Origin of the sequence: Brevibacterium sp. FME17 (assembly GCF_014897515.1) — a bacterium.
GTDB lineage: Bacteria > Actinomycetota > Actinomycetes > Actinomycetales > Brevibacteriaceae > Brevibacterium.
The window spans coordinates 48,004-68,662 of sequence record NZ_JABUYD010000023.1 but is presented as its reverse complement, the minus strand read 5'-3'; the positions used below and the strand labels follow the sequence as shown (position 1 = coordinate 68,662).

19 protein-coding genes are annotated in these 20,659 nt (G+C 57.0%); 12 read left to right on the top strand and 7 right to left on the bottom strand.

The window, feature by feature from the left end; genetic code table 11:
* Positions 1-504: 504 nt before the first annotated feature.
* The 7 genes from INT40_RS17045 to INT40_RS17015 all read left to right on the top strand — a co-directional run bounded on the left by INT40_RS17045 (position 505) and on the right by INT40_RS17015 (position 6,912).
* On the top strand, positions 505-1,815 hold the full coding sequence (locus tag INT40_RS17045; protein WP_193073267.1) for an ISL3 family transposase: 1,311 nt from the start codon (positions 505-507) through the stop codon (positions 1,813-1,815).
* A 6-nt stretch (positions 1,816-1,821) separates the two neighbouring features.
* Positions 1,822-2,676: an alpha/beta fold hydrolase gene (locus tag INT40_RS17040; protein WP_193096556.1), complete on the top strand. Its 855-nt coding sequence runs from the start codon at positions 1,822-1,824 to the stop codon at positions 2,674-2,676.
* Positions 2,666-3,223: a DUF5819 family protein gene (locus tag INT40_RS17035; protein WP_193072847.1), complete on the top strand. Its 558-nt coding sequence runs from the start codon at positions 2,666-2,668 to the stop codon at positions 3,221-3,223. Before INT40_RS17040 ends, INT40_RS17035 begins: the two co-directional genes overlap by 11 nt.
* The gene (locus INT40_RS17030) at positions 3,220-3,813 is read left to right on the top strand and encodes a CypD family RiPP peptide-cysteine decarboxylase (protein ID WP_193072849.1); all 594 of its coding nucleotides are present in this window, start codon (positions 3,220-3,222) and stop codon (positions 3,811-3,813) included. The genes INT40_RS17035 and INT40_RS17030 overlap by 4 nt, the downstream gene beginning before the upstream one ends.
* Before the next feature lie 120 nt (positions 3,814-3,933).
* On the top strand, positions 3,934-4,563 hold the full coding sequence (locus INT40_RS17025; protein ID WP_193072852.1) for an ATP-binding cassette domain-containing protein: 630 nt from the start codon (positions 3,934-3,936) through the stop codon (positions 4,561-4,563).
* Positions 4,564-4,940: 377 nt separating this feature from the next.
* Complete coding sequence (locus tag INT40_RS17020) at positions 4,941-6,059, top strand: hypothetical protein (protein ID WP_133066602.1); 1,119 nt, start codon at positions 4,941-4,943, stop codon at positions 6,057-6,059.
* Positions 6,060-6,192: 133 nt separating this feature from the next.
* On the top strand, positions 6,193-6,912 hold the full coding sequence (locus INT40_RS17015) for an endonuclease/exonuclease/phosphatase family protein (protein ID WP_133066601.1): 720 nt from the start codon (positions 6,193-6,195) through the stop codon (positions 6,910-6,912).
* A 207-nt stretch (positions 6,913-7,119) separates the two neighbouring features.
* On the opposite strand, the gene INT40_RS17010 is transcribed toward INT40_RS17015, so the two are convergent.
* Positions 7,120-9,216: a HelD family protein gene (locus INT40_RS17010; RefSeq protein ID WP_319020940.1), complete on the bottom strand. Its 2,097-nt coding sequence runs from the start codon at positions 9,214-9,216 to the stop codon at positions 7,120-7,122.
* Positions 9,217-9,387: 171 nt separating this feature from the next.
* Here INT40_RS17010 and INT40_RS21400 point away from each other — a divergent pair, with 171 nt between their 5' ends.
* Positions 9,388-9,714, top strand: coding sequence for a winged helix-turn-helix transcriptional regulator (locus INT40_RS21400; protein ID WP_096161370.1), 327 nt, complete (start codon positions 9,388-9,390; stop codon positions 9,712-9,714).
* 311 nt (positions 9,715-10,025) lie between these two features.
* Here the strand turns inward: INT40_RS21400 and INT40_RS17000 are convergent, their stop codons facing one another.
* On the bottom strand, positions 10,026-10,598 hold the full coding sequence (locus tag INT40_RS17000) for a TetR/AcrR family transcriptional regulator (RefSeq protein ID WP_096161369.1): 573 nt from the start codon (positions 10,596-10,598) through the stop codon (positions 10,026-10,028).
* Complete coding sequence (locus INT40_RS16995) at positions 10,585-12,111, bottom strand: MFS transporter (protein WP_193072854.1); 1,527 nt, start codon at positions 12,109-12,111, stop codon at positions 10,585-10,587. Before INT40_RS16995 ends, INT40_RS17000 begins: the two co-directional genes overlap by 14 nt.
* A 951-nt stretch (positions 12,112-13,062) precedes the next feature.
* Here INT40_RS16995 and INT40_RS16990 point away from each other — a divergent pair.
* From INT40_RS16990 to INT40_RS16975, 4 genes are all read left to right on the top strand, one after another.
* The gene (locus INT40_RS16990; RefSeq protein WP_096161382.1) at positions 13,063-13,455 is read left to right on the top strand and encodes a nuclear transport factor 2 family protein; all 393 of its coding nucleotides are present in this window, start codon (positions 13,063-13,065) and stop codon (positions 13,453-13,455) included.
* A gap of 195 nt (positions 13,456-13,650) precedes the next feature.
* The gene (locus INT40_RS16985) at positions 13,651-14,538 is read left to right on the top strand and encodes a proline iminopeptidase-family hydrolase (protein WP_096161381.1); all 888 of its coding nucleotides are present in this window, start codon (positions 13,651-13,653) and stop codon (positions 14,536-14,538) included.
* A gap of 842 nt (positions 14,539-15,380) precedes the next feature.
* Positions 15,381-15,848 (top strand): Panacea domain-containing protein, encoded by a 468-nt coding sequence (locus INT40_RS16980; RefSeq protein ID WP_193072856.1) that lies wholly within the window; start codon positions 15,381-15,383, stop codon positions 15,846-15,848.
* Between the two features lie 146 nt (positions 15,849-15,994).
* A complete protein-coding gene (locus tag INT40_RS16975; protein WP_193072857.1) occupies positions 15,995-16,567 on the top strand; it encodes a helix-turn-helix domain-containing protein in 573 nt (190 codons plus the stop codon).
* Here INT40_RS16975 and INT40_RS16970 read toward each other — a convergent pair.
* The 4 genes from INT40_RS16970 to INT40_RS16955 all read right to left on the bottom strand — a co-directional run bounded on the left by INT40_RS16970 (position 16,516) and on the right by INT40_RS16955 (position 20,441).
* Positions 16,516-17,154 (bottom strand): RES domain-containing protein, encoded by a 639-nt coding sequence (locus INT40_RS16970; RefSeq protein WP_193072865.1) that lies wholly within the window; start codon positions 17,152-17,154, stop codon positions 16,516-16,518. The genes INT40_RS16975 and INT40_RS16970 overlap by 52 nt on opposite strands.
* Positions 17,155-17,785: 631 nt before the next feature.
* On the bottom strand, positions 17,786-18,976 hold the full coding sequence (locus INT40_RS16965; protein WP_319020941.1) for a low temperature requirement protein A: 1,191 nt from the start codon (positions 18,974-18,976) through the stop codon (positions 17,786-17,788).
* A 251-nt stretch (positions 18,977-19,227) separates the two neighbouring features.
* Positions 19,228-19,695 carry a hypothetical protein gene (locus tag INT40_RS16960; protein ID WP_193072869.1) on the bottom strand — a complete coding sequence of 156 codons (468 nt, stop codon included), beginning with the start codon at positions 19,693-19,695 and terminating at the stop codon, positions 19,228-19,230.
* Between the two features lie 305 nt (positions 19,696-20,000).
* The gene (locus INT40_RS16955; protein ID WP_193072872.1) at positions 20,001-20,441 is read right to left on the bottom strand and encodes a hypothetical protein; all 441 of its coding nucleotides are present in this window, start codon (positions 20,439-20,441) and stop codon (positions 20,001-20,003) included.
* Between the last annotated feature and the right edge of the window lie 218 nt (positions 20,442-20,659).

The following is a 20,659-nucleotide window of genomic DNA, read 5'->3' as shown; positions in this document are numbered from 1 at the left end:
ATGGTGTCTATCCTTCCAGGCTTGCTTGTGTACAAGCCAGATTAGATGTCACCAAACCCTGCATCAGTCCCCTCTGCTTGGTTGATGAAAGGTGCCACCTGGGTCACCCCGATCTGGGAACTTACTTTTCCGCTCATTTACGTTTTACCCGCACGATGGGGAGTCCGCGGCCTCAGTGTCGTCAAGATTTTCCACCTGGGAGTTGCTGCCATCATGGAGCTTCCGCGATTCGTGTGGGGTTTCACCGGTTCCCATGCAGCCGTTAAGTACGTGATTCGCAGCTCAGAACGGGGGGAGAAGAGGTTGTCGAAACTCGAGTATTCGGCGCTAGGATCTGCTGCCGTCGTGACCTACATGAGTGGAGTGCACGCGGCGACTTTGAGGGCTCTTCGTAATTGAGAGTGTAGATCGGTGATTCCAGAACACGGCGCGTCGCTGCCCGGATAGACGTCGAGGTCTTCCGATGATGGAAGTTCTCACACAGTCCATCCGAAAGACCTCGACATGGCCAAGCCTACTTTCTCGACCCCTGACCTCACGACATTCTGCCGACTCGACACCCTCGACCTCGCCTGCATCGGCCAGCACATCACCGGGCACAGGGCCATCCTGGAATGCCGGCCCAACACTGCTGATGACTGGTGCCGTCGGTGCGGTGGCCACGGGATCATTCGCGACACCGTCGTCCGCCAGCTGGCCCACGAACCCTTCGGCCACCGGCCGACCACGCTTCATATTCGCCTCCGCCGTTACAAATGCGTCGAGTGCGGCCGCGTATGGCGTCAAGACACTACAGCTGCGGCACCACCACGAGCGAAGATCTCTCGAACCGGCCTCGACTGGGCGCTGCGTGCTCTCGTCATCGACCACGACACCGTGTCCGTGATCGCAAGCAAACTTGCCGTGTCTTGGCACACCGCGAACTCCGCAATCCTCGCTGAAGGTCGCCGGCTGTTGATCAACGACCCGACCCGTTTCGGCGGGGTCACCGTGATCGGCGTCGACGAGCACGTATGGCGGCACACCCGGCGTGGCGACAAGTACGTCACCGTCATCATCGACCTCACCCCGATCAGCCAGGCCACAGGCCCAGCACGTCTGCTCGACATGGTGGCTGGCCGTTCGAAGCAGGTGTTCAAGCAATGGTTGAAAGCCCGTCCGAAGGACTGGCGTGATGGCATCGACGTCGTCGCGATGGACGGATTCTCCGGCTTCAAAACAGCCTCAGTTGAGGAACTGCCCGACGCTGTCGAAGTCATGGACCCCTTCCACGTCGTCAAGCTCGCCGGTGATGCTCTCGATGATGTTCGTCGTCGTATTCAGCAGGAGACAACTGGCCATCGTGGACGAGCGAAAGACCCCTTGTATCGAGCGAGGAGGACTCTGCACACAGGCGCTGATCTGCTCACGACCAAGCAGCAGGAGAGGATCGCGGGCCTGTTCGCCGATTCGAGTTTCACCGAAGTCGAAGTCACCTGGGCTGTTTACCAAGACATTGTGAACGCCTACCGAATCGCCGACCGGAACGAGGGCAAGAAGCTCTTGAGAACGGTCATCGACGCACTGACGACGAAACTGCCGACAGGGCTGGTTGAGCTCAAACGGTTGGGAAGGACTCTGAAGCGTCGAGCTGCTGATGTGCTCGCGTTCTTCAGCCGACCGGGAACGTCCAATGGTCCGACTGAAGCGATCAACGGCAGGCTTGAACACCTCCGCGGGTCTGCTCTGGGGTTCCGTAACATCACCCACTACATCGCCAGGTGTCTGCTCGAGTCCGGTGGCTTCAGACCGGTTCTACACTCTCAATTACGATGAGCCACTTTGAGGCAGAGAGATATCGAACGCAGACGAGGGCTCAAAGGTACTTCTCAACTTCCGGTCGATGATGGAAGTGTCGAGTTCAAATGGAGCGCTCCGAAACGCCACGATATTGATTCAAACACGGCTCCGGTGATCATCTTCGAAGCTGGCCTCGGCAGTGCGTTGGAGGCGTGGACCTGGGTATCTGAAGAGCTTTCAAACGATTTCCACGTACTTTCCTACCATCGGGGAGGGTACGGGTTGAGTACGACAAAGCTCCTTTCAGGCGACATCATCGAAGCTCTTCTTGACCATATTGAATCCAATGGCCCGATCGTGGTGGTCGGTCATTCCTTCGGTCTAGTTAAAATCGCAGACTATCTTCACCGAGAGCTGCGGGGTCGCCAGCTCTCCAGAGTCGTCCTCGTTGATGGTACCGATCCTGAGCTTCTGCACATTAACCGCAGCGATCGTCAGCGAGCTGCCAAATACCTCCAGTCGCAGTGTGGTTCGATGTTCGTTGCGCTGACGGGGATATACAACTTTGTTCCTCACACGGTGGCGAGGCAATCTGCTTATGCCCCTGATGAGCAGAGTGGGGTTGTACAGTTTGCGTTTGCTCCGAAAAATATCCACAGGGCAATTCGGGAGTACTTCGATACCGATATCACCAGAGTGACTGAATCGATTGTGAGCGGGCCACCACGTGTTGTCGTTGCCTCGGCTGAAAACGCCGACCAGCAACGAACTCTTGCGGATAAGCTCTCTGCACCTTACGAACTCGTCGAAGAGTCGTCTCATCGGTCGATCATCGGCTATCAGTCACAGTCGAAGCATGTCGCGGCGATCGTAAGGGAAGTCGTCAGTGGAATCTAAAATTGTGAGCACTGCGCTTGGCATCGCTGCGATCGGGGCCATCGGGGCCCACATTGCAGCTACAACATTGCAAAATACACCAGATCCTTACAATCTGGATATGCGTCCCTACGTGGGTGGGTGGTCCGTGCCAGGCTGGAGGTTTTTCGCGCCCAACCCGGGCAACCAGAACGTACACCTTCTGGTGCGTACTCGGGACGCTGAAGGGACACTGGTCAGCGATTGGAAAGATGTCACCCCACCCGTCCATCACAGTGTTTTTAATGTCCTCATCAATCCACGAAGTCGCGGCCCGAAAGCCCTCTTCGATGCAATGCAACAATTGACTGTGATGCGAGACAATTACGCGGGACTCGACTGGATCTTCAAAAGTCTCCCCTATGAATTGGTCGCAGATACCTGCCGGGGGCTGATAAAAGACTCTGTTGGTCCACGATTTCAATACCTACTGATGAATTATGTCCCATCGGCGTCTGAGGGCGAACGTATGCAGCCGATCCTCGTCTCGCAGTGGCTGGCCGTCAATACGGAAGGGGTTCGAGGATGACAACCGATGTCGGCGAATATGGCGTCTACCACGGCGCTGAGGTGCATCTGCACATCACAGGATCGATCGGAGCCGCGCTCGTTCCCTGGTGGATTCACTGGTTCAGACATATCAACCAGGACGTCGTGGTCAACGCTTCAATCTCTCGAGGTGCTTCGCGTTTCGTGACGAAAGACGCAATTGCAGGTCTGTGCAACGGACACGTATGGGAAGACGAATGGGACGATGCCAAGAGTGAAGACTGGAGGCAAGGACGCACAGGAGACTCAGACTGCATCATTGTCTTCCCCGCGAGCCTAGACAGCGTGATGCGACTGGCGCAGGGACGCAGCGACTCGCCAGCTTTAATGATGATGCAAGTCACCAATCTCCCAATCATCCTGTGCGAAGCTATACCCGTGACCAACTCCGTCATCGAGCATTGGCGAAATATTCTGCATGAACGGCCAAACGTGACTACAGCTCCGCCTGTCGTTGGGATCAAGGCCACGGACCGGGACTCTCAAGAGACTGGATTCAACCTCCCGGGTGCCATCGCCATGGCAAATGAGCTCATTGATGCATCACGCGAAGGTGACGGCGTTGGTTGAAGCCCACGTCCGGCCAATCGCATCACTTCATAGTCACGGTTTGCTTCAGGACGTTGGTTCGTCCCCTGGGGGACACATTTTGTCACAACGAACCATGCAGGATGGTGGAACAGTCGCTTTATGATCGAACTCAATAACGTCAGTGTTTTTGCGGGAGAGGTACCTCTGTTGAGACCCACTACGGTCTCACTCTCACAGGCAGAGGCTCTAGTGATCCGCGGCCACAATGGTTCGGGTAAGTCAACGATGCTTCGCGTACTCGCAGGAACCCTGCCTCCTACAGATGGTGAGGTTTTGATCAATGGCAGCGTGCCGGATACGAGAAGTCGAGCTTTTCGCCGCACGGTCGCTGCCATGATCGGCCTTCCCCCGATGTCCTCGGACCTCACTGTCCGCGACCATGTCGCACTTGTGTCGACCACGTGGTTCCCGCGGTCTGCAGATGCTGACGATGTTGCATCCAGCGTCCTCGACAAACTCGGATTATCACAACTCTCCTTGCGTTTTCCTCATGAACTTTCGTCCGGACAACTCCAATTGTTCGGATTGAGTCTTGTGCTTGCGCGACCGTTCGACATTCTGATCGTCGATGAACCCGAGCAACGACTTGATGATGAGCGCTTGGGTATTGTGTCTCATGTTCTTCAGGCACTGAGAAACGATGGCGTCACCGTTGTGGTGGCCACGCACAGCTCTCATCTGGCTGATGACCTGGGAGACCGTGTCCTCAGTCTGGATGTAACGACGTGAGGTCGCAGTACTCCGCGGCGATGTCGATCTGGAGAAACAGGACGGTTGACAGCGACCACCCCGAACCTCGGCGCGACGTGGGGTTCATTATCTACGCTGTGATTCTGCTGTCTGTTATTTGTCTAGTACCAATAGTTCGCCTTTTATTCTTATCCCTGGTTTCACCTTCTGCCAGTTCAGTTCTCGCTTCACCAGTGGCAGAACGAACGGCGTTCGCAGTCGCTGTGATTGTTTGCGTGACAGCTCTTTGGGGTGGCCGGTTTCAGGGCCCCGCGACCTTGCCCCCGTTTCTCACATATGCTCTGGCCGGTAGTGATATTCCTCGACTCTTAACGTATCGGCGTCCGCTTTTAATCGCGGCGTCGTGGGTGTTGGGGATGTTGACAGCGGCGTCTATTCTGGTCGCCGCCAGCATGTGGACGACTGACATCATCTTTGCCCTGGACGCGGCGCTGGTCGTGGTGTCTTGGATCTGCACGGCCACCGTCGTCTTTTGTCTTTGGGTCACGAGCCAAACTTTTCCGCGAGCTTCCGCTGTGTCCGCGATTCTACTACTGCTGGTGGGCGGTTGTGTTCTGTTCGTCCCTGGCCTGTGGCAGGGATGGCCGGCCGAAATTTTGTCCAGTGGCCCAGGAACGGTCATCGCGTTGATAACTTGGGCAGCGCTTGCTGTGGTCGGAGTATGTTGCTTACCTCGCATGCTTGAGGCTCAGCGATTTGATGATCTGCTCAAACGCTCTATTCGCTTGGCGCAGGCACAAGCGCAGGTGTTTATTATGGAGTTTGGCCAGGCTTCCTCAATCTATCGGGAGCCTCCACGGTTGCTTCGGAGAATGAAAGCGGTGCGGCCGTCGCGTCACGTCTGGATCACCATCGCCATAAGTGATTTGTACGCGTCACTGAGAAGTCCCATCCGACTATTGACCAGCCTCGTTTGCGTCTTAGGCGCCGGTTTGCTTGTGGGGTTGGGGTCGTCGCTGGGACCTTTAGCTGCCCTACTCGGACTCGGTGCCGGGGCGTTGAGCTATATGGGCGTAGGCCCCCTTGCCGATGGCCTTCGGCATGGTGCTGCTCAGGTCTCGGATCTTCCTCTGTACGGTATCAGTGATCGTTTTCTCATTAGTGTTCATGCGATCTTTCCGATCGTGGTCAGTGGTGTCGTCACCACGATCGGTGGTCTGATCGGTGTACAGCTGACTAGCGGATCGATTCTTCAGGTATTAGTGTCATCGGTCGGTTTGTCAGTCCTGACAGTTGCTTCCATACTCATGAGCGCATTGAAAGGTCCGATGCCGGTCCAATTCCTCACGTCGGTTCCTTCGCCGATGGGGGATCCGATGGTGCTGACGAGAGCGATGTGGGCCCTCGACGGTTTACTTACAGCAATAGCGGCAGGTATGGCTGTAGCAGCGCTGCCGACGGCTCCTGCTCTGACGGTCGTAGTCGCAGGTATTCCCTTGGTCCTCATTTTGCGTCGATGGCGCTATCGCGGTTAATGTCCCAGATCTAGCGTCGCATGAATGGTTGCCGGTCTCCTTAAATCGTGACTTCAATGCGCCGCTGACCCGTGCGAGGAAAACTCAGCGCATGTTTGTCCGCAATTCATATCGGAGCGTCATGCTGGGATGCATGGTCACCATTGGCACTTGGAATCTCGAGAACCTTTTCCGGCCAGGAGAAGGTTCAGGACCCGACAGTTCGACAGAGTATGAGAAGAAACTCGAATCTCTGGCCGAGACGATCACGAATCTCGGTCCAGACGTACTTGCGGTTCAGGAGGTCGGTGACCCCGCGGCGCTCGAAGATCTTGCGGGCAAGCTTCAGAGGACTTGGCGTACCGTGCTTGCGGATCCGGACGGACGCGGAATCCGCGTCGGGTTCCTTTCCCGGTCGGCGGTTACGAAGGTCGAGGAGATCGTCGACTTTCCAGAGGGATTTTCACCAGTCCAGATCAACGACAAGGGCGAAACCATCGAGCAGATGGGCCGACTGGTGCTCAAGGTGCGAGTTCGCAAGGATGGAGCGATGTTTGACATTGTCTCGGTTCACTTGAAGTCGAAGCTCTTGTCATATCCTGGCGGCCGGTTCTCACCTCGCGACGAGGGTGAACGCACTCGCTACTCCGTCTACGCTTTGCATCGCGGAGCAGCAGAGGCGATCACCAAGCCGGGATGGATCGACGAAGATCCGCCGAGAAGGTCTGGGAGCCAGAGCATCGTTCTTTGTGGCAACACATCCGCGCGGCATAGAACCGTGAGGGAGCCGGACAGGCGGGGTTGTATTAAACGTGAGCTCAGTTGGAGGACTTTCAAATCAGGTCCGTCGCCGGTCAGCTTTGAGACCTCGTAGAATTTCAGCTGCTCAAGCTGGGTCGTCGAGGCGGTAGCGCTTTGGCCGCGGTTGAATGGAGGGCAATTCGTAAGATGACCGGACCGCACCGTCTTGGATGGACCGGCTTGTGGGGTTGCTGACACGTATGTTTCTCATTTCCAATCGTGGGTGGACTTTGGTTGCATTCGGCTTTTGCCCAGCGAAAATGTTTACTGTCCCACATGCCTAGAGGACGTGGATCCTGCACAGCTCCTGAGTGGATCGAGTGAGTGCTACATATAACCTGTTCCAGCCGCGAGGTTCTGCTGCGATGCCGGCAGGATCGATAACGATAGTCGCGTCCCATTCCAGGCCCTTCGATTGAGTGGCCGTGATCACTGGAATACCGTCCAGTGCAAGCTGCAGTGCGGGGACCCGTGGTGCGGCGGCGATGACGCCGACCGTGCCACCAGCCCAACGTTCGGTGAGTTCTTTGAACGCGCGTGAGATTTCGGTGACCAGTTGAGATTCGTTGGCGCTGCGTTCCCAGGGTTCGATTCCGGAAAAGCGCACAGCGTTCGGTGGTTCGTTGACGCTGCCGGCATTTTGGAGGATGGGGCCGGTAAGGGCCATGGCTTCTGCAGGAGTACGATATCCGATCGTGAGCTTTGCTTGAGTCCAGCGTTCACCGAAGACTGCGTCGACGGCCTGAGCCCATGTCGTGTGCTGATGTGGCGTTTCCGCCTGGTCGATGTCGCCGACTGCGGTGATGGACAATTGTGGAGTTCGGCGGGCAACCATGTGCCACTGCATTTCAGACAACTCTTGGGCTTCGTCGACGATTACATGTCCGTAAATCCAGTCCCGGCGTGACGCGGCCCGTTCGGAGAGGAACGTCTCAGAATTGGGGTGGACGGTCGTGTCGCCGAGCAAGTGCGAAATTGCATCGAGCAGGGGAATATCACTGCTCGTCCATCCGCCCTTCGTTGTAATGACTGCTTGTCGCTCGGCATCGTTCAGCTCCGGAACGAACTTCTGAAGCATGGCTTCGTCGCCCATCAGCCGGCCTAGTTCTTCGTTCGGGTCCAAGATGGGCCAGAAGTCCGCGAGGACGGCGGCAACTCGGGGGTTTTCTGCGATGTCTTCGCGAAGTTTGTCGAGTTCTTCGTCTGTGAGTATGCCGTCGGCCTCGCTGCCCTCATTGCCGCCGTCCACCTCCTGGAAGTTGACTCGGGCGTGCACGACATCCTCGAGGCCTTCGTCGATTCGCGCGAAAGCATCCTCGAGACGCTCGGCGATAGCGTGGGCAAGCCGGTCGTGCATCTGCTCATGGAACCACCTCCGCGCGGCGTGGTAGCTCCGACCAGAGATAGCAGTGGTGATGAGGCGTTCCACCATGGACGAGGAGATCTCGTATCGTTCCCCTTCCCAGTCGAGGGCAACCGGAGCACTTTCGGGGGTTTGGGCGACGGCGTACCGAGACAGGGCTGACTGCCACAGGGCGCGACCCTTGATGGCCTCTGTCAGGCGCGGCTCTTCCACCGTGACAGTGACTCCAGGCAGGAGCGTGTCCGGGGTTGCCGCGACAATAGCTGTCTCACCCAAGGCGGGGAGAACCTGGGAGATGTAGTCCAGGAAGCGACGAGATGGCCCGAGGGTCAATACGCCTCGCGTGGCCAGTTGAGGATTCGCGAAGAGCAAGTACGCCGCGCGGTGGAGCGCAACAACGGTCTTTCCCGTGCCAGGACCGCCCTGCACCACGAGGGGCCCATGCGCGGTGGCGCGCACGATCTCATCTTGTTCACGCTGCAAAGTGGCCGCGGCGCTGGACATCTCACCCGTGCGTCGCTGCGAGAGTGCACTGAACAGCGCGCCTTCACCAACCAGTCCGCTAGCACTATTGCCATCGAGAGGTTCGTCGTCCACTCCCACAACAGTGTCACCCGTAGTGCGGATATGTCTTCGGTGAGCGTGCCCCAGTGGTTCGACGGGCGTTGCCATGTAGAACGGCCGCGCGGCAGGTGCGCGCCAATCGATGACCATCGGATCAGCACCATCCGCCGCGTCTGAAACACCAACTCGACCGATCCTGAGAGGAGTTCCCTCAAGAGAGTCGAGACGCCCGAAAATCAGCCCATTCTCGGCGTGTGTCAGCTCTGTGCGTTGCCGGTTCATACCTTGATGGCGGGCATGGGAAACCGCATCGTCGACTGAGGTGGACAGCTCGGCATTCAAATACTGGAGGATTTCTGCACGACGCTCCAGCGTCGCGTTGAGGTAGTCCTGCTCTTCAGTGATAGCGGCTTGGCGTGTATCCAGCGGCGAGGCGATCTCTTTCGGCACCAGTTCTCCTTCGAGTGATCTTGCCCATAGGATGACTGCATAATGGCGGAATGGGTGGCGGAATTTGGGACCGCCGAATGGGCAAGATCACTAGTAAATCACTAGTACTAGGAAAAGCAAAGTACTAGTGATTAGCTAGCAGATGACTTTAAGAAAAGCTATGCTTGGGGCATGTCGAATCGAGCGGGTTTAGCGAGTGCCGTCCGGGACTCCGGTCTACCGTCGGCATTCGGCATTCTTGGCAAGAAATGGAACGGGCAAATTCTTGCCGCCCTGTGTGAGGGGCCGATGAAGTACTCAGATCTGCGCCGTTCGGTTGGCCCGATTACGGACTCCGTCCTCTCAGATCGACTCGGCGACCTTGCCAATGCAGGACTCATCGAGCGCGCACAAGCCTCCATGCGACCGAGTCACATCACATATGCACTGTCTCCGCAGGGTGACGCGATCCAGCCAATTCTCGATGATCTCGCAGTCTGGGCTGCTACAAACCTTTAGATCCAGATATCCAGCAATTAGCGCATCCAGAATGCTGCTATGACGACCGATTCTCACCCAGAGCTCACCACGGAACGTTTCCCAAAGCCGATCGACTGACGCGCAATGGTACTGTTGAGCACTGCGAGAACACTGCCACGTACCGTTGCGGGACGATCAAAGCGGCCGACTTTCGGCTTTGGCGCCACCGCTGTCCGTTCATCAATTTTCGCTGAAGGTGTCCTGAGCCATTTACCGATGCCGCAGAAATCGATCCCGTTGGCCTCTCCGCGAAGCTGCTCTCAAATCGTATCGTGAATGACTTTGCCCCACTACAAGTTCTGGGTTGGTTCTGTCATTTCGAGGAGTCGCTCACGAGCGGATTTGAGCTCGGTTGCCGTGAGGTATGGAGTATCTGTGGCTGTCGCGAGTCCTTCGGCAGCGAATCGCAGCATCAACGAGGTGGCTGGTTCGATTCCATCGGCGGCGAAGGCTTCTCGCCAGGCGTGGGCATCTTTCTCAAGGAACTTTTGTACAGGTCGTTCACCCCCGATGACCAGAATCAGGAAGGTGGGCGAACAGATCTCCCACATCACGTCGCTGTTGGAGGTCAGGGCTCTGATATAGCCGCGCAATAACTTGCCCGGTCGATTCTCTGACAAGTCCACATGGGCATGTACTTCATTCCAGAAGCGTTGTGCCCCGTCGGAGAGGATCGCGTCTTCTAAAGCGCTGCGGCTTGTGAAATGGTGGGTGAGCGCGCCTTTGGATACACCAGCTCGAGCTGCGATGTCCGCCAAACTGACTCCTGCACCATGTTCAGCGATGAGTTGGGTGGCGGCATCGATGAGTGCCTTGCGAGTGCGTTCTTTGTCACGGGTGGCAGTGTGTTCAGTGTCCTGCATGGGAATCGTCCTTGCCAGTTGTGGATGGGATCAGACGCCAGGCAATGAACGCCGCGACTACCAGCAGTACTGCCGCGACGAACGCGGTAATCTGCATCCCGTGGGTGAAAGCATCTTGAGCGATGGATAATAGTTCGGCATCTTTTGTGCCCAGCGTACTGGCCGTGCTGGCCAGCGAGTCTTGCATCGAAGCAGAGACATCCGGGGGTGTCCCTGCAGGTACATGCAGACTCGCACGATAAATTGCGGTTTGGATGGATCCAAGCACCCCAATGCCCAGTGCGATGCCCAACTCGTAGGCTGTTTCGGCGATAGAGGCCGCGGCGCCAGCACGCACTGGCGGGGCTGCGGACACTACGGCATCCGTGGACAACGTCATCGACAACCCTGTACCAAGACCGATGACTCCCAGGGAGATCCCCATTCCAACGTAGCTTGGCATACTTTCGCTCAGCCCCAGGGTGGCCAACCCAATCGCTCCGATCAATAAACCAGCAGCAATAGCGCGACCCAAACCCAGTCGGGATAGGACAAACCCCACGATTGCGATGACGGCCACTGAGGCGATGGTCGCGGGCATTTCGGCCATGCCTGCCCAGAATGGTGAATAGCCGCGTACCAGCTGCAAATACTGGGAGAAAAAGAACAACAACCCGAAGAACGCGAAGATCGACAGTGTGTTCGACGCCACGGCTCCATTAAACGCCGGAATTCGGAAGAGACTGATGTCAACCAATGGTGTTTGCAGCCGGCGCTGGCGACGCACGAACAACCACCCCGACAGGGCCCCGATCAGTAAAGAAGCCAGTACTGACCAGTCCAGTCCTTGGCCGATCGCATGTTTGATGGCATAGACCACCGGCACAATGGCCAGCACCGAAAGCACCGCGGACAACAGGTCGATCCGCCCGGCATGCGGATTCTTAGACTCCGGTAGCAACCAGATACCCAACACAACAACGAGCCCGATCACGGGCACGTTGATCAGGAATACCGACCCCCACCAGAAGGATTCCAGCAACGCACCGCCGACCAGCGGCCCCACTACGCCGCCGGCCATGGCCCCGGCCGACCAGAAAGCGATGGCCTTGGTCCGCTGGATTGAGTCATGAAAGAGATTGCGAATGATCGACAATGTCGAGGGCATGATGGTGGCGCCAGCGATGCCCAACAACGCCCGGGCAGCGATCAGTACTTCCGCAGACGGTGCGAAAGCAGCCAGAACCGAAGCCAAACCAAACGCCATACTGCCGATCAACAACAGCCGCTTGCGCCCGACCCTGTCAGCCACGTTACCCATGGTCACGAGGAGACCTGCTAGTACAAACGAATAGATGTCGCCGACCCACAGGATCTGCGTAGCGGTCGGCGCGAGGTCGGCGGTGAGCGCGGGCACCGCCATATAGAGAACTGTGCCGTCGATGGCCAGCAGTATGACGGCGAGGATGAGCACGACGAGCGAGAGCCATTCCTTGGCACCGGCTCTAGGTGGAGTGATAGATGGGGTGTTCACGTAAATCAGCCTAACAGACCATATGGTTTGTTAGTAAGTCCGATTGGCTTGTTACTAACAGGTGCCAACATTAATGTGTGGGTGGAGGAGTTGGGGCGACTTCTTTCCCGGTCAAAGGACGCCACTGTTTGGTGGTCACGGACCGATGATCAGGGTCAAAGGCGTTTGTTTTTCGGTGAGGGAACGTTGTGCGGGTCGCCACAGTTGCAAATGTGCCACTGTCGACATCGACTGCACTGTAAACGGTGTACGTCCTCGCAGGGCTCACTCCAGAATTTGACGGCAGCACGGTCGCCTTTGCTCAGTGGTTGCGCAGGGCCGCGAAGACCAAGTCATTTAAGGTTCTAACTCACACTTTTGCCTGCGAATGGCGATGCCGCCATTCTGCGGCGAACGAACACCGTTACCTGTCAGCCAACGCCACGGTTCGGCGTAGCTTAGTCGGTCGTGGCCGCGGCCAGATCGGCGGTGACTGTTGGCGAGCCCGGTCACGGGTGGCGACGAGGCCCTCCACACGGGCAGTGATCGCCCGATAAGCGTGAGCGGCCTGTTGGGATTCCCGTTTCCTCGCCGTCGCCTCCTGGCGGAAAAATTCTGCCCCCTTGGTTGCGACCAACTTCCGAGCGCTAGCGAGACGGGCTTCCTTTTGGGGTGACGTCGGCACAGTCTTCGTCGAACTGTTCCGAGTAGGCGACTGCATTCGGCGAGCAGGAACTGTCGTGACCTGGCATTTTAGGCCTGCTGCTCTCACTGCTTGAGAAAAACAAGACTTATATTCCGAAGTTCCTGTCCCTAAACTTCGAATCGTGGCCGAGAAGGCACGGCCAGAGGGCACCGTGGACGAAGGTGCAGTTGCGCCCAGATCAGGATGGTCGGCGGTGGCGTCTATTCCTCGAGTCGCAGACATTATCAATACCTCGTTTCGGCGAGAAATAAGGAAGGCACGATCGAATGACAGTTCAGAATATCGGGGAGACGGCAATGGAGTGTTTGCGTAGTCTGGAAGAGTACGACTTCGAACGTATGCGGGCCCTGTGTACAGAGACGGCAACTATGTGGCACAACGACGGTCGCGGAGACCAGTCGGTTGACGAGAAGATCGAACAGCTCAGACCACTTGTCGCGGCCGTCGATTCGTTACGCTACGACGTTATCCGACAGTTTCAGAAGCCGGACGAGGTCCTTCAACAACAGGTGCTCCACCTGGCGATGGCTGACGGCTCTCGCAGCGACGTAATGGCGACGATGTACTTTCGGTTCAAAAATGGACTGATCGACAGAATTGAGGAGTCTGCCTACCAGCCACCAGACGTGAACAACCCGGCTACTAACAAGAGCACGTGAAGTTGGACCTTCTTGATTTGAAGCCCTATTTCTGACCGCCCGGGTTCGTGTCCTGCTAAGCGTTCAGGATATGAAACATCCATGTTGAAATTTACAGCGCCTGCGCTGATGGGGTAGAAGCTCAACTTCTGGGAAATGTTGTTCCGGTGCAAGGCTGGATGACTGGGCTTCGGCCCGTTGGTTTGTATATGACACTTGATTGAATACGAGGTTGACATGATTGAAGGGTATATATCTGTGCCGGGAGGAGACGTCTGGTATCGCAGGATGGGTAGTGGTGGTGTGCCGCTGGTACTCGTTCATGGTGGACCGGGCTATCCAAGTGATCCATTGTTCGAGGCCTTCGAGCCACTCGCGCGGGAACGCGAAATAATCTGGTACGACCAACTTGGAGTCGGACGTTCTGATCCGATCAACGACACGTCTTTATTGACTGTGGATCGTTTCCTTGACGAACTCGGCGCCGTTATTGAAGGTCTCGGTCTTGACCGTCCGCACGTTTATGGGCACTCGTGGGGTGCGATGCTTGGCCTCCAATATGCCGCCGAGCGGGCGCCCAACTGGACAAGTCTGATTAGTGCCAACGGTGTGGCGAGCATACCTCGGTTCCAAAAGGAAGCCCGAGAATTGATGGCCAAACTTCCAGGCAACGTGCTTGACCGCACATATGGCCGTGAGCTCCGGGGACAGACCGACGATCCCGACTATTGGCTAGCCCAAGAAGAGTACCTACGGGCGTGCGTGGTACGGACCTCTCCCGTAAACCTCGACTCGGATCGCATGAGCATGCTCACGTTCCGGACGATGATTGGACAGTCTGACTACCATGTCACAGGTACTCTTACGGAATGGGATATCTTCGAGAGTTTGGAACGGATTCGGGTTCCTACATTGGTTCTCGGTGGGGAGTTTGACGAATGCGTACCTGTGCACCTCGCAGACATTGCAAGTAAAATTTCTGATTCCCAACACATCACCCAGACCGGCGTCGCGCATATGGGATATCTCGAGTCGGAGCCGCTTCGCAGCGAGTACATTGCAATAATCCGGAACTATCTGACTCGTATCGAAGCTCGTCCGTAACCACGAACCACAGCTGGGGCGAGGTGAGCAGCGTTTCATCATCACCGGGCTTGGTGATATTCCGGGCCCGTCGGGCAGTCTTGATGCGCTCTTCCCGAAGCGAACCTGGGCCTGAGCACCGGTGACGTGAGTGTGACCAGTGATGGTGCCGCATGTGACGCTGGCCTCATTGTCAAGAGCATCGCCACGTGGATATCTGCAGACGCTAACCTCTTCAGTGGGGAGATCGGAGTCTCTTACATCATGACAAACCGCACCCATCAATTTGGGGCCCGTAACTACGCCGAGACCTCAGTTGCCTCATTCGCCCACGCGTTCAAAGCCACAAGACGGCGGGGAGCCGGCGCGCCGAGAGCCCCACCACCATTAGAGCCGCCGCGCAGCGCTGCGATCCGTGGGCGCTGAAAGGTAATATCGGTGGCGCTTAACTGCAATAGTCGTTGGCACTCAACACGCGGCAAAGATTCTCGGCGTCGCACTGCAGGTCCTCGTCAATCTCAGCGATAGCGGCCAAATTCCTTCCCACGGTCGCTTCGCTCACCGACGGGTTACCCTCCTCGATGTTCTGGCGTATCGAGACGAGCGGAAAGCGTGGCAATACCGAGCACTTGAGGCCCTGGGACAATACGGCGACGAGATGGAAGAGAGCCCTGGCCTCGCAGTTGCGCGGATGAAGGAAGCTTGAAAGATCGTCGCGCACAAGCGTCGAGCCCAGGAAGAGATCCCCGCAACCGAGGACGCCTGACTGTAAGGTTTCAGCCCCAAGTTGTTCTCTTGGCCGACGAGCCATGTCAGGGGCTGCGGCTAGTGTTGGCCTAACTGGCGAGTTTGAGAGGGGCACGATGGTACAGACAAATGCTCATGATGTAGCAAACTACATCCTCAAGAAGACCGGGCGAATCCAGGCGATCAAGCTCCAGAAGCTCTGTTATCTTGCGCAGGGGTGGAGCCTGGCATGGCTTCGGGGACCTCTCTTCAACGATGAGATCCGTGCATGGCGTTATGGCCCCGTTGTCTACTCTCTCTATCAGGAGCATCGTGGATTGCACTATCTCGAGGAATGGACCCACGGGAATCCTGACGACTCCCATCTGAGTGCCGATCAGAAGAAAATTATTGATGCAGTGATTCAGCAGAATGCGCACAAGGGTGGGCTCGACCTGGTGTGTGAGACTCGCTCCCACGAGATATGGAAGACCAAGTTCGAAGAGGCAGAGCCGAGTCGGCGCGGTTATGAGGTCCTCACGGTCGAAGATATCCGAAAGGAATTCGACCGGCTCGACGACGAGCTCATGAAGGCCACGAGCTAAGCGCTCTTAGACGCAGAGCCCGACACGGATTGATCAATCTGTGTCGGGCTCAACGTATAACTTGCGAAGGATTCGGTAGACGCGGGAGTTGGCGACGGTCTACGATGGGTAAAACGCAAGAAACGAAAATCGAGAATCGAGACATCATGAGCACGAGTGCAGCAGCGCAGGACACCTTCTACGTGCCAGGGGACCAGGGCACAGGTGAGGTTTACGACTTCATCGAAGCTCACGCAGCGAAGACTGGCTCTCGGCCTGAACCTCGCTTCTACCTCTCGGGACCAGACGCAGGAGATCAGGTAGAGCTGCCGCATGAGATCTACGAGATCCTGGTCAAAGCTGTGGACGCAATGCGATCGGGCATGGCAGTCACCATCACTCCCAACTCTCTAACGATGACAACGCAGCAGGCGGCCGAGATTCTCGGAGTCACGCGCCCAACGCTCGTGAAGCTACTCGACGAGGGCAGGATCCCCTTTGAGAAGCCCAATACACACCGCCGCGTTCGCTTGGCGGATGTCCTCGAATACAAAGAGCAGCGGAAGGCTGAGCAGCACGAGGCAATCGCTGAAATGAGTGACTACACCGACGACGAAGAAAGCCGGGAGCAGGCGCTGGCGCGGATGAAGAAAGCTCGAAAGATCGTCGCAAATCGGCGCCACCAAGCTCACGGGTCGATGACGATTGATCCTGAATCTGGAACGGATTCCACGTTGTAACCTGCCATGTCTGCAACGATCGTGTTTGCAGAGGCTGATTCGCTGTCGAGGATGTCGCCGAGCTCATGTTCGCCCTCGCTGCCAAACATGAAGAGGCATTGAGGGTCGCGCCCGGCGCCGCATCGTGAGCGGGTGCGAATACCGCCCATTCCGGCTCTGTCGAAAGTGTGGGCCCAACGGCGAGTGATTGTGTAGGTGGGGTCCATCGGCGCAGATGCGTCTGCGGCCAACACCCCGAAAGACGCCGCTGCTTCGTGAAGAAAGTCGGCGGCGCTCAGTTGGGGTATTTCAAGACATGAGACTTCCACGCCAGTCAGCGCGGTCTCTGGGATTTCACGGCTGCCAAGTAGGACTGGACCGAGTCTCTCCCTGAGTGCTGTCGTCGAGGACGATCCGAGATTTAATGTGCCTCTCGGGCTGAAGAGATTGAACCGTCCAACGCTGCTGGAAAACCACCAAGGAGACTGCTCTCCCTGGTGGGCCCGATACCACCGCAGCCGATCCTTATGCTCGAAGGTTGGGAATTCAGAGTAATCCACGTCGAGATCGGGTAGTGACAAAGAGCTTTCTGCTCGTTCCTGACTCATGCAGATTCAGTCCGCCAGGAAGCGGCGTCATCCGCCGCCTGCATTAGCAGCCGGCGTCGAGCGTCTGCACCGTCACCGACTACTTCCACCGCGGTCCTGCCGTCAAAGGAGTTCATCGGCGCAGTGAGCCAATAGGCCACAGTCCATGGGTCGGCACCAGAGTTAAGGAGTGTTTCTATCACAGGAACTAAGTTGGATCGAACACCAGTGGCAGTGAACTGGAAGGCAGGGAAGACCTTCACCCCATCGGATGTAGTCACACGCAGGAGCCTGTTTCTCCGTGCTCGTTCTGACACAGCCTGCCTACTGACACCGAGCAGTCTCTCAACTCGTCCAGACGTGTAAAACGGGCCAATGCGATCATTGACTCGGCCAGCCGATTGGAAGGCATCGCGCATCGCATGGATCTTCACTTCGACCGCTGCCTCGGAGTAGTCTGAGGTTTCGTCAGATTCGATGAGATCGTCGACCATTTTGACTGCTCGACGCTTGAGAGCCTTGCGATAGCGGTCTTTCGTGTTCACGGCGATCAGCCTCCAGGCCTTAGTAGTTTCAACACCCATTATCTCGGATCTTGTCAAGCCTTGTCAAAAGAGTTTGGTGTCAGGTGGCTGGTATCCAACGAGACCGATCACTCAGCCTTTTCATCGAGCTTTGCAAGCATTTGCCCTTGATGTGTGTGGCCGATGGTTTCGTAGCCGACAACGGTGACAAACGGGGCCGCCATGATCAGTAACAGGCATACCGACATTGGTGCTCCGAGGGCTGCCATACCGACTGTCGCGGCGAGAATCGCCAGCGTGGTGCCTAAGAGAACGGCGTGAAACGTGCCTCCGGAGAAGAACAATAATGTGTGGAGGATGTAGACCATCGCTACATACAAGGCAACGGGCGCAGCCACAGCCAACACCACAGTCGTCTCGTTGAGTGCACTGTCGTGTTCAAGATATAGCCCAGCGACATGCAATCCGGCCCCGACACCGGCAGTACCGATGAATAGCGGAATGTGGCCGTACCCAAACAAGTACCCACGACGCTTGCGATGCTGGAGTACTTCTCCGAACGGGGTGGCGAAATAGACCCACCACATTCCAAAGGTCAGTCCCACACCGGCGATGACGACGGCAACCGTGTTGGTCGTCCAGGTCAGGCCGTCGGCGCCGCCAAGCAGCCCCGACGACGAAGCCACAGTCCCCACGACGCTCTCTCCTAGCGTGATGATCGCAAACAGGCTGAATCGCTCCGCCATGTGATGAGGGTGCCATGGGATACCATCGGCTGCACCCTGCGTGATCATGGGCAGGAGCAGCTCGAAGACTCCTATCATGAGGAAGAGTGGCACCATGACGAGAGTCGGCAGACCTGAGAACGACAGACCAACCCATGCGACCTGGATGAACACGGTCCACCTAATGTGGGAGTGGGCGACTTTGCGGTACTGCGGCGCGGATCGGGCCACCCGCCACCACTGGAAGACGATGGCAATACGCATCACCACATAGCCGATCACCATCAGGCGCAGGTCGAGGTGATGACCCTCCTCGACCGACCGGTACATTGCTGGCAATCCGAGCGCAAAGACTACGACGCCCATCATCTGGACCATAGTCAGAATCCGGTACAGCCAATCGTCGGTATCGAAGGCCGACCCGAACCAGCTGAAGTTGATCCAGGCGATACAGATGGCGAATGAGGCGAGGACGAACGCTCCGATTGCAGAAGCCACATGCCCTGCACTGGTCATTTCGGCCAACTGCGATGCAGATGTGCTGATGGCGACGACGAATGTTAGATCTAAGAGCAGTTCGAGTGGGGAAGCCACCCGTCCTTTTTCGCGTGGATCTCTTCCCACCATAGGGCTCAATCCATGGGCTATGCGGCCTGTCGGCGGCTGCCCTGGTTCTGTGTTGCTCAATTTTCCTCGAAACATTGTTGCTCGTTGGGGGCGGTCAATTGTCCGATCCTGAGGGATAGAGGCTGGACTGAAGAGGCGCGTAGTGCGGGACCTTGTGCGTCGATTGCCAGCCCCTCGGGTCGTGAACCTGCATCAGGAGCATGGAGCGGGCTCGGGATCTAACCTTCGCCGCAGAGCTCCGTGATCTGGTCGACGGCGCCCTGGACTGCGTCGGTGAGTCTGTCCTGGGCATCCTGGACCTGATAGAGCTCTCGCACCGTTCCGCTACCGCCGAGTGCGAACTTCGAAGGATCGAACTCGCTTAGTTCGTCCTCGGCCTTTTGCAAGATCTCGCCGAAGTTCTCGAGCTCTCCGACAAGGTCTTCATTGTTCACGTCCTCGCCCACCTTCGCAATGATGTCGTGTGTGGTGACGAAGTACTCCGACACTCCGGCGTCGTCACCCCTGAGGATGGACGCGACAGCTTCCCGAACGCTGGTCTTAGCGTTGACGTTCAGTGCGCGCTCCTTGTCCATCACGACCTGGCAGGCAGCCTTAGTGCTCTGGCCCTGGGCGCATGCCGACAACGCGGCACTCACCCCGACCACCAGGAATAACCCGCTGAGGCGGTGCAGTCGTCTCTTCATATGCGAGTTTCCTCATCTCTGTATATCGTCAGCCGCCCCAATTTCGCGCTGCACGGACATGGCTGCTCTTATTCTGGTTTGCTCAATTTCCTCGAAACGCCGATGCTCAACGACGCGTCTCGATGTCAGGTTCTGAGGGATGGAGGCGCGCCCGAAGAAGTACCGTGATCGGGGCCTTGAGTGATCGTTGAGGCCCCCTGCGCTTGTGCGAATTGCCGATTGAGTTAGCGCACACTCCGTGTCGTTCTATGCTCGTGTAACGATGGGCAGTGCAGCGATGATGGTGAGATGTCATGTTGGCGACATCAGGGTATGTACTGTGGTGGGTTCGGGTCTATGTATTCCTCTTCGAACTGAAAGTCGTTCATGACGCCCTGCTGATCGATAAAGAGACTGGCTTCGGGGCCGTTCTCCAACCCTTGACCACCCGGCAGCGGGTCCTCACAGGAAACCGTCACAGACACCATTTCGTCGTTGGCTTTCACCGTGTCAGGATCGGGCTTGCACTTCGATTTTTCGCCGACAACTCCATTTCCGATGTCTTCGAGATAGTTGCTCCCCGACATATCATGAGGCGGGATCGCCTCTGCCACTTCGTCAGAATGACCATTTGTGAAGTTCTCGACTGCCCAATATAAGGCCTGCCGATGGTCCTCGGGCATCTTCCCGGCACCTCCGCACGCTGTCAGAGCTGCCAGCATTAGTGCTGTCGCGGTCAGAGCTACAGGTCTCGTGTACTTCATCATTTGTCCTTTGTCGCAGGTCGACCGTCACACAGCCTCTCTAGGCACATGATAAGACGGGAAGTTGTTAGGTCTATGGTGACTACAGACTGACTACGCTCGGTTGTTCAATAGTCAACAGTGCTTGTTTGTCGGCGCGAAATCACGTAATAAGTGTTGGGATAACCCTCATGCCCGAGTTTTACGTCGGACCCACAATCCTTCGGCATCCTGTTTGGTGC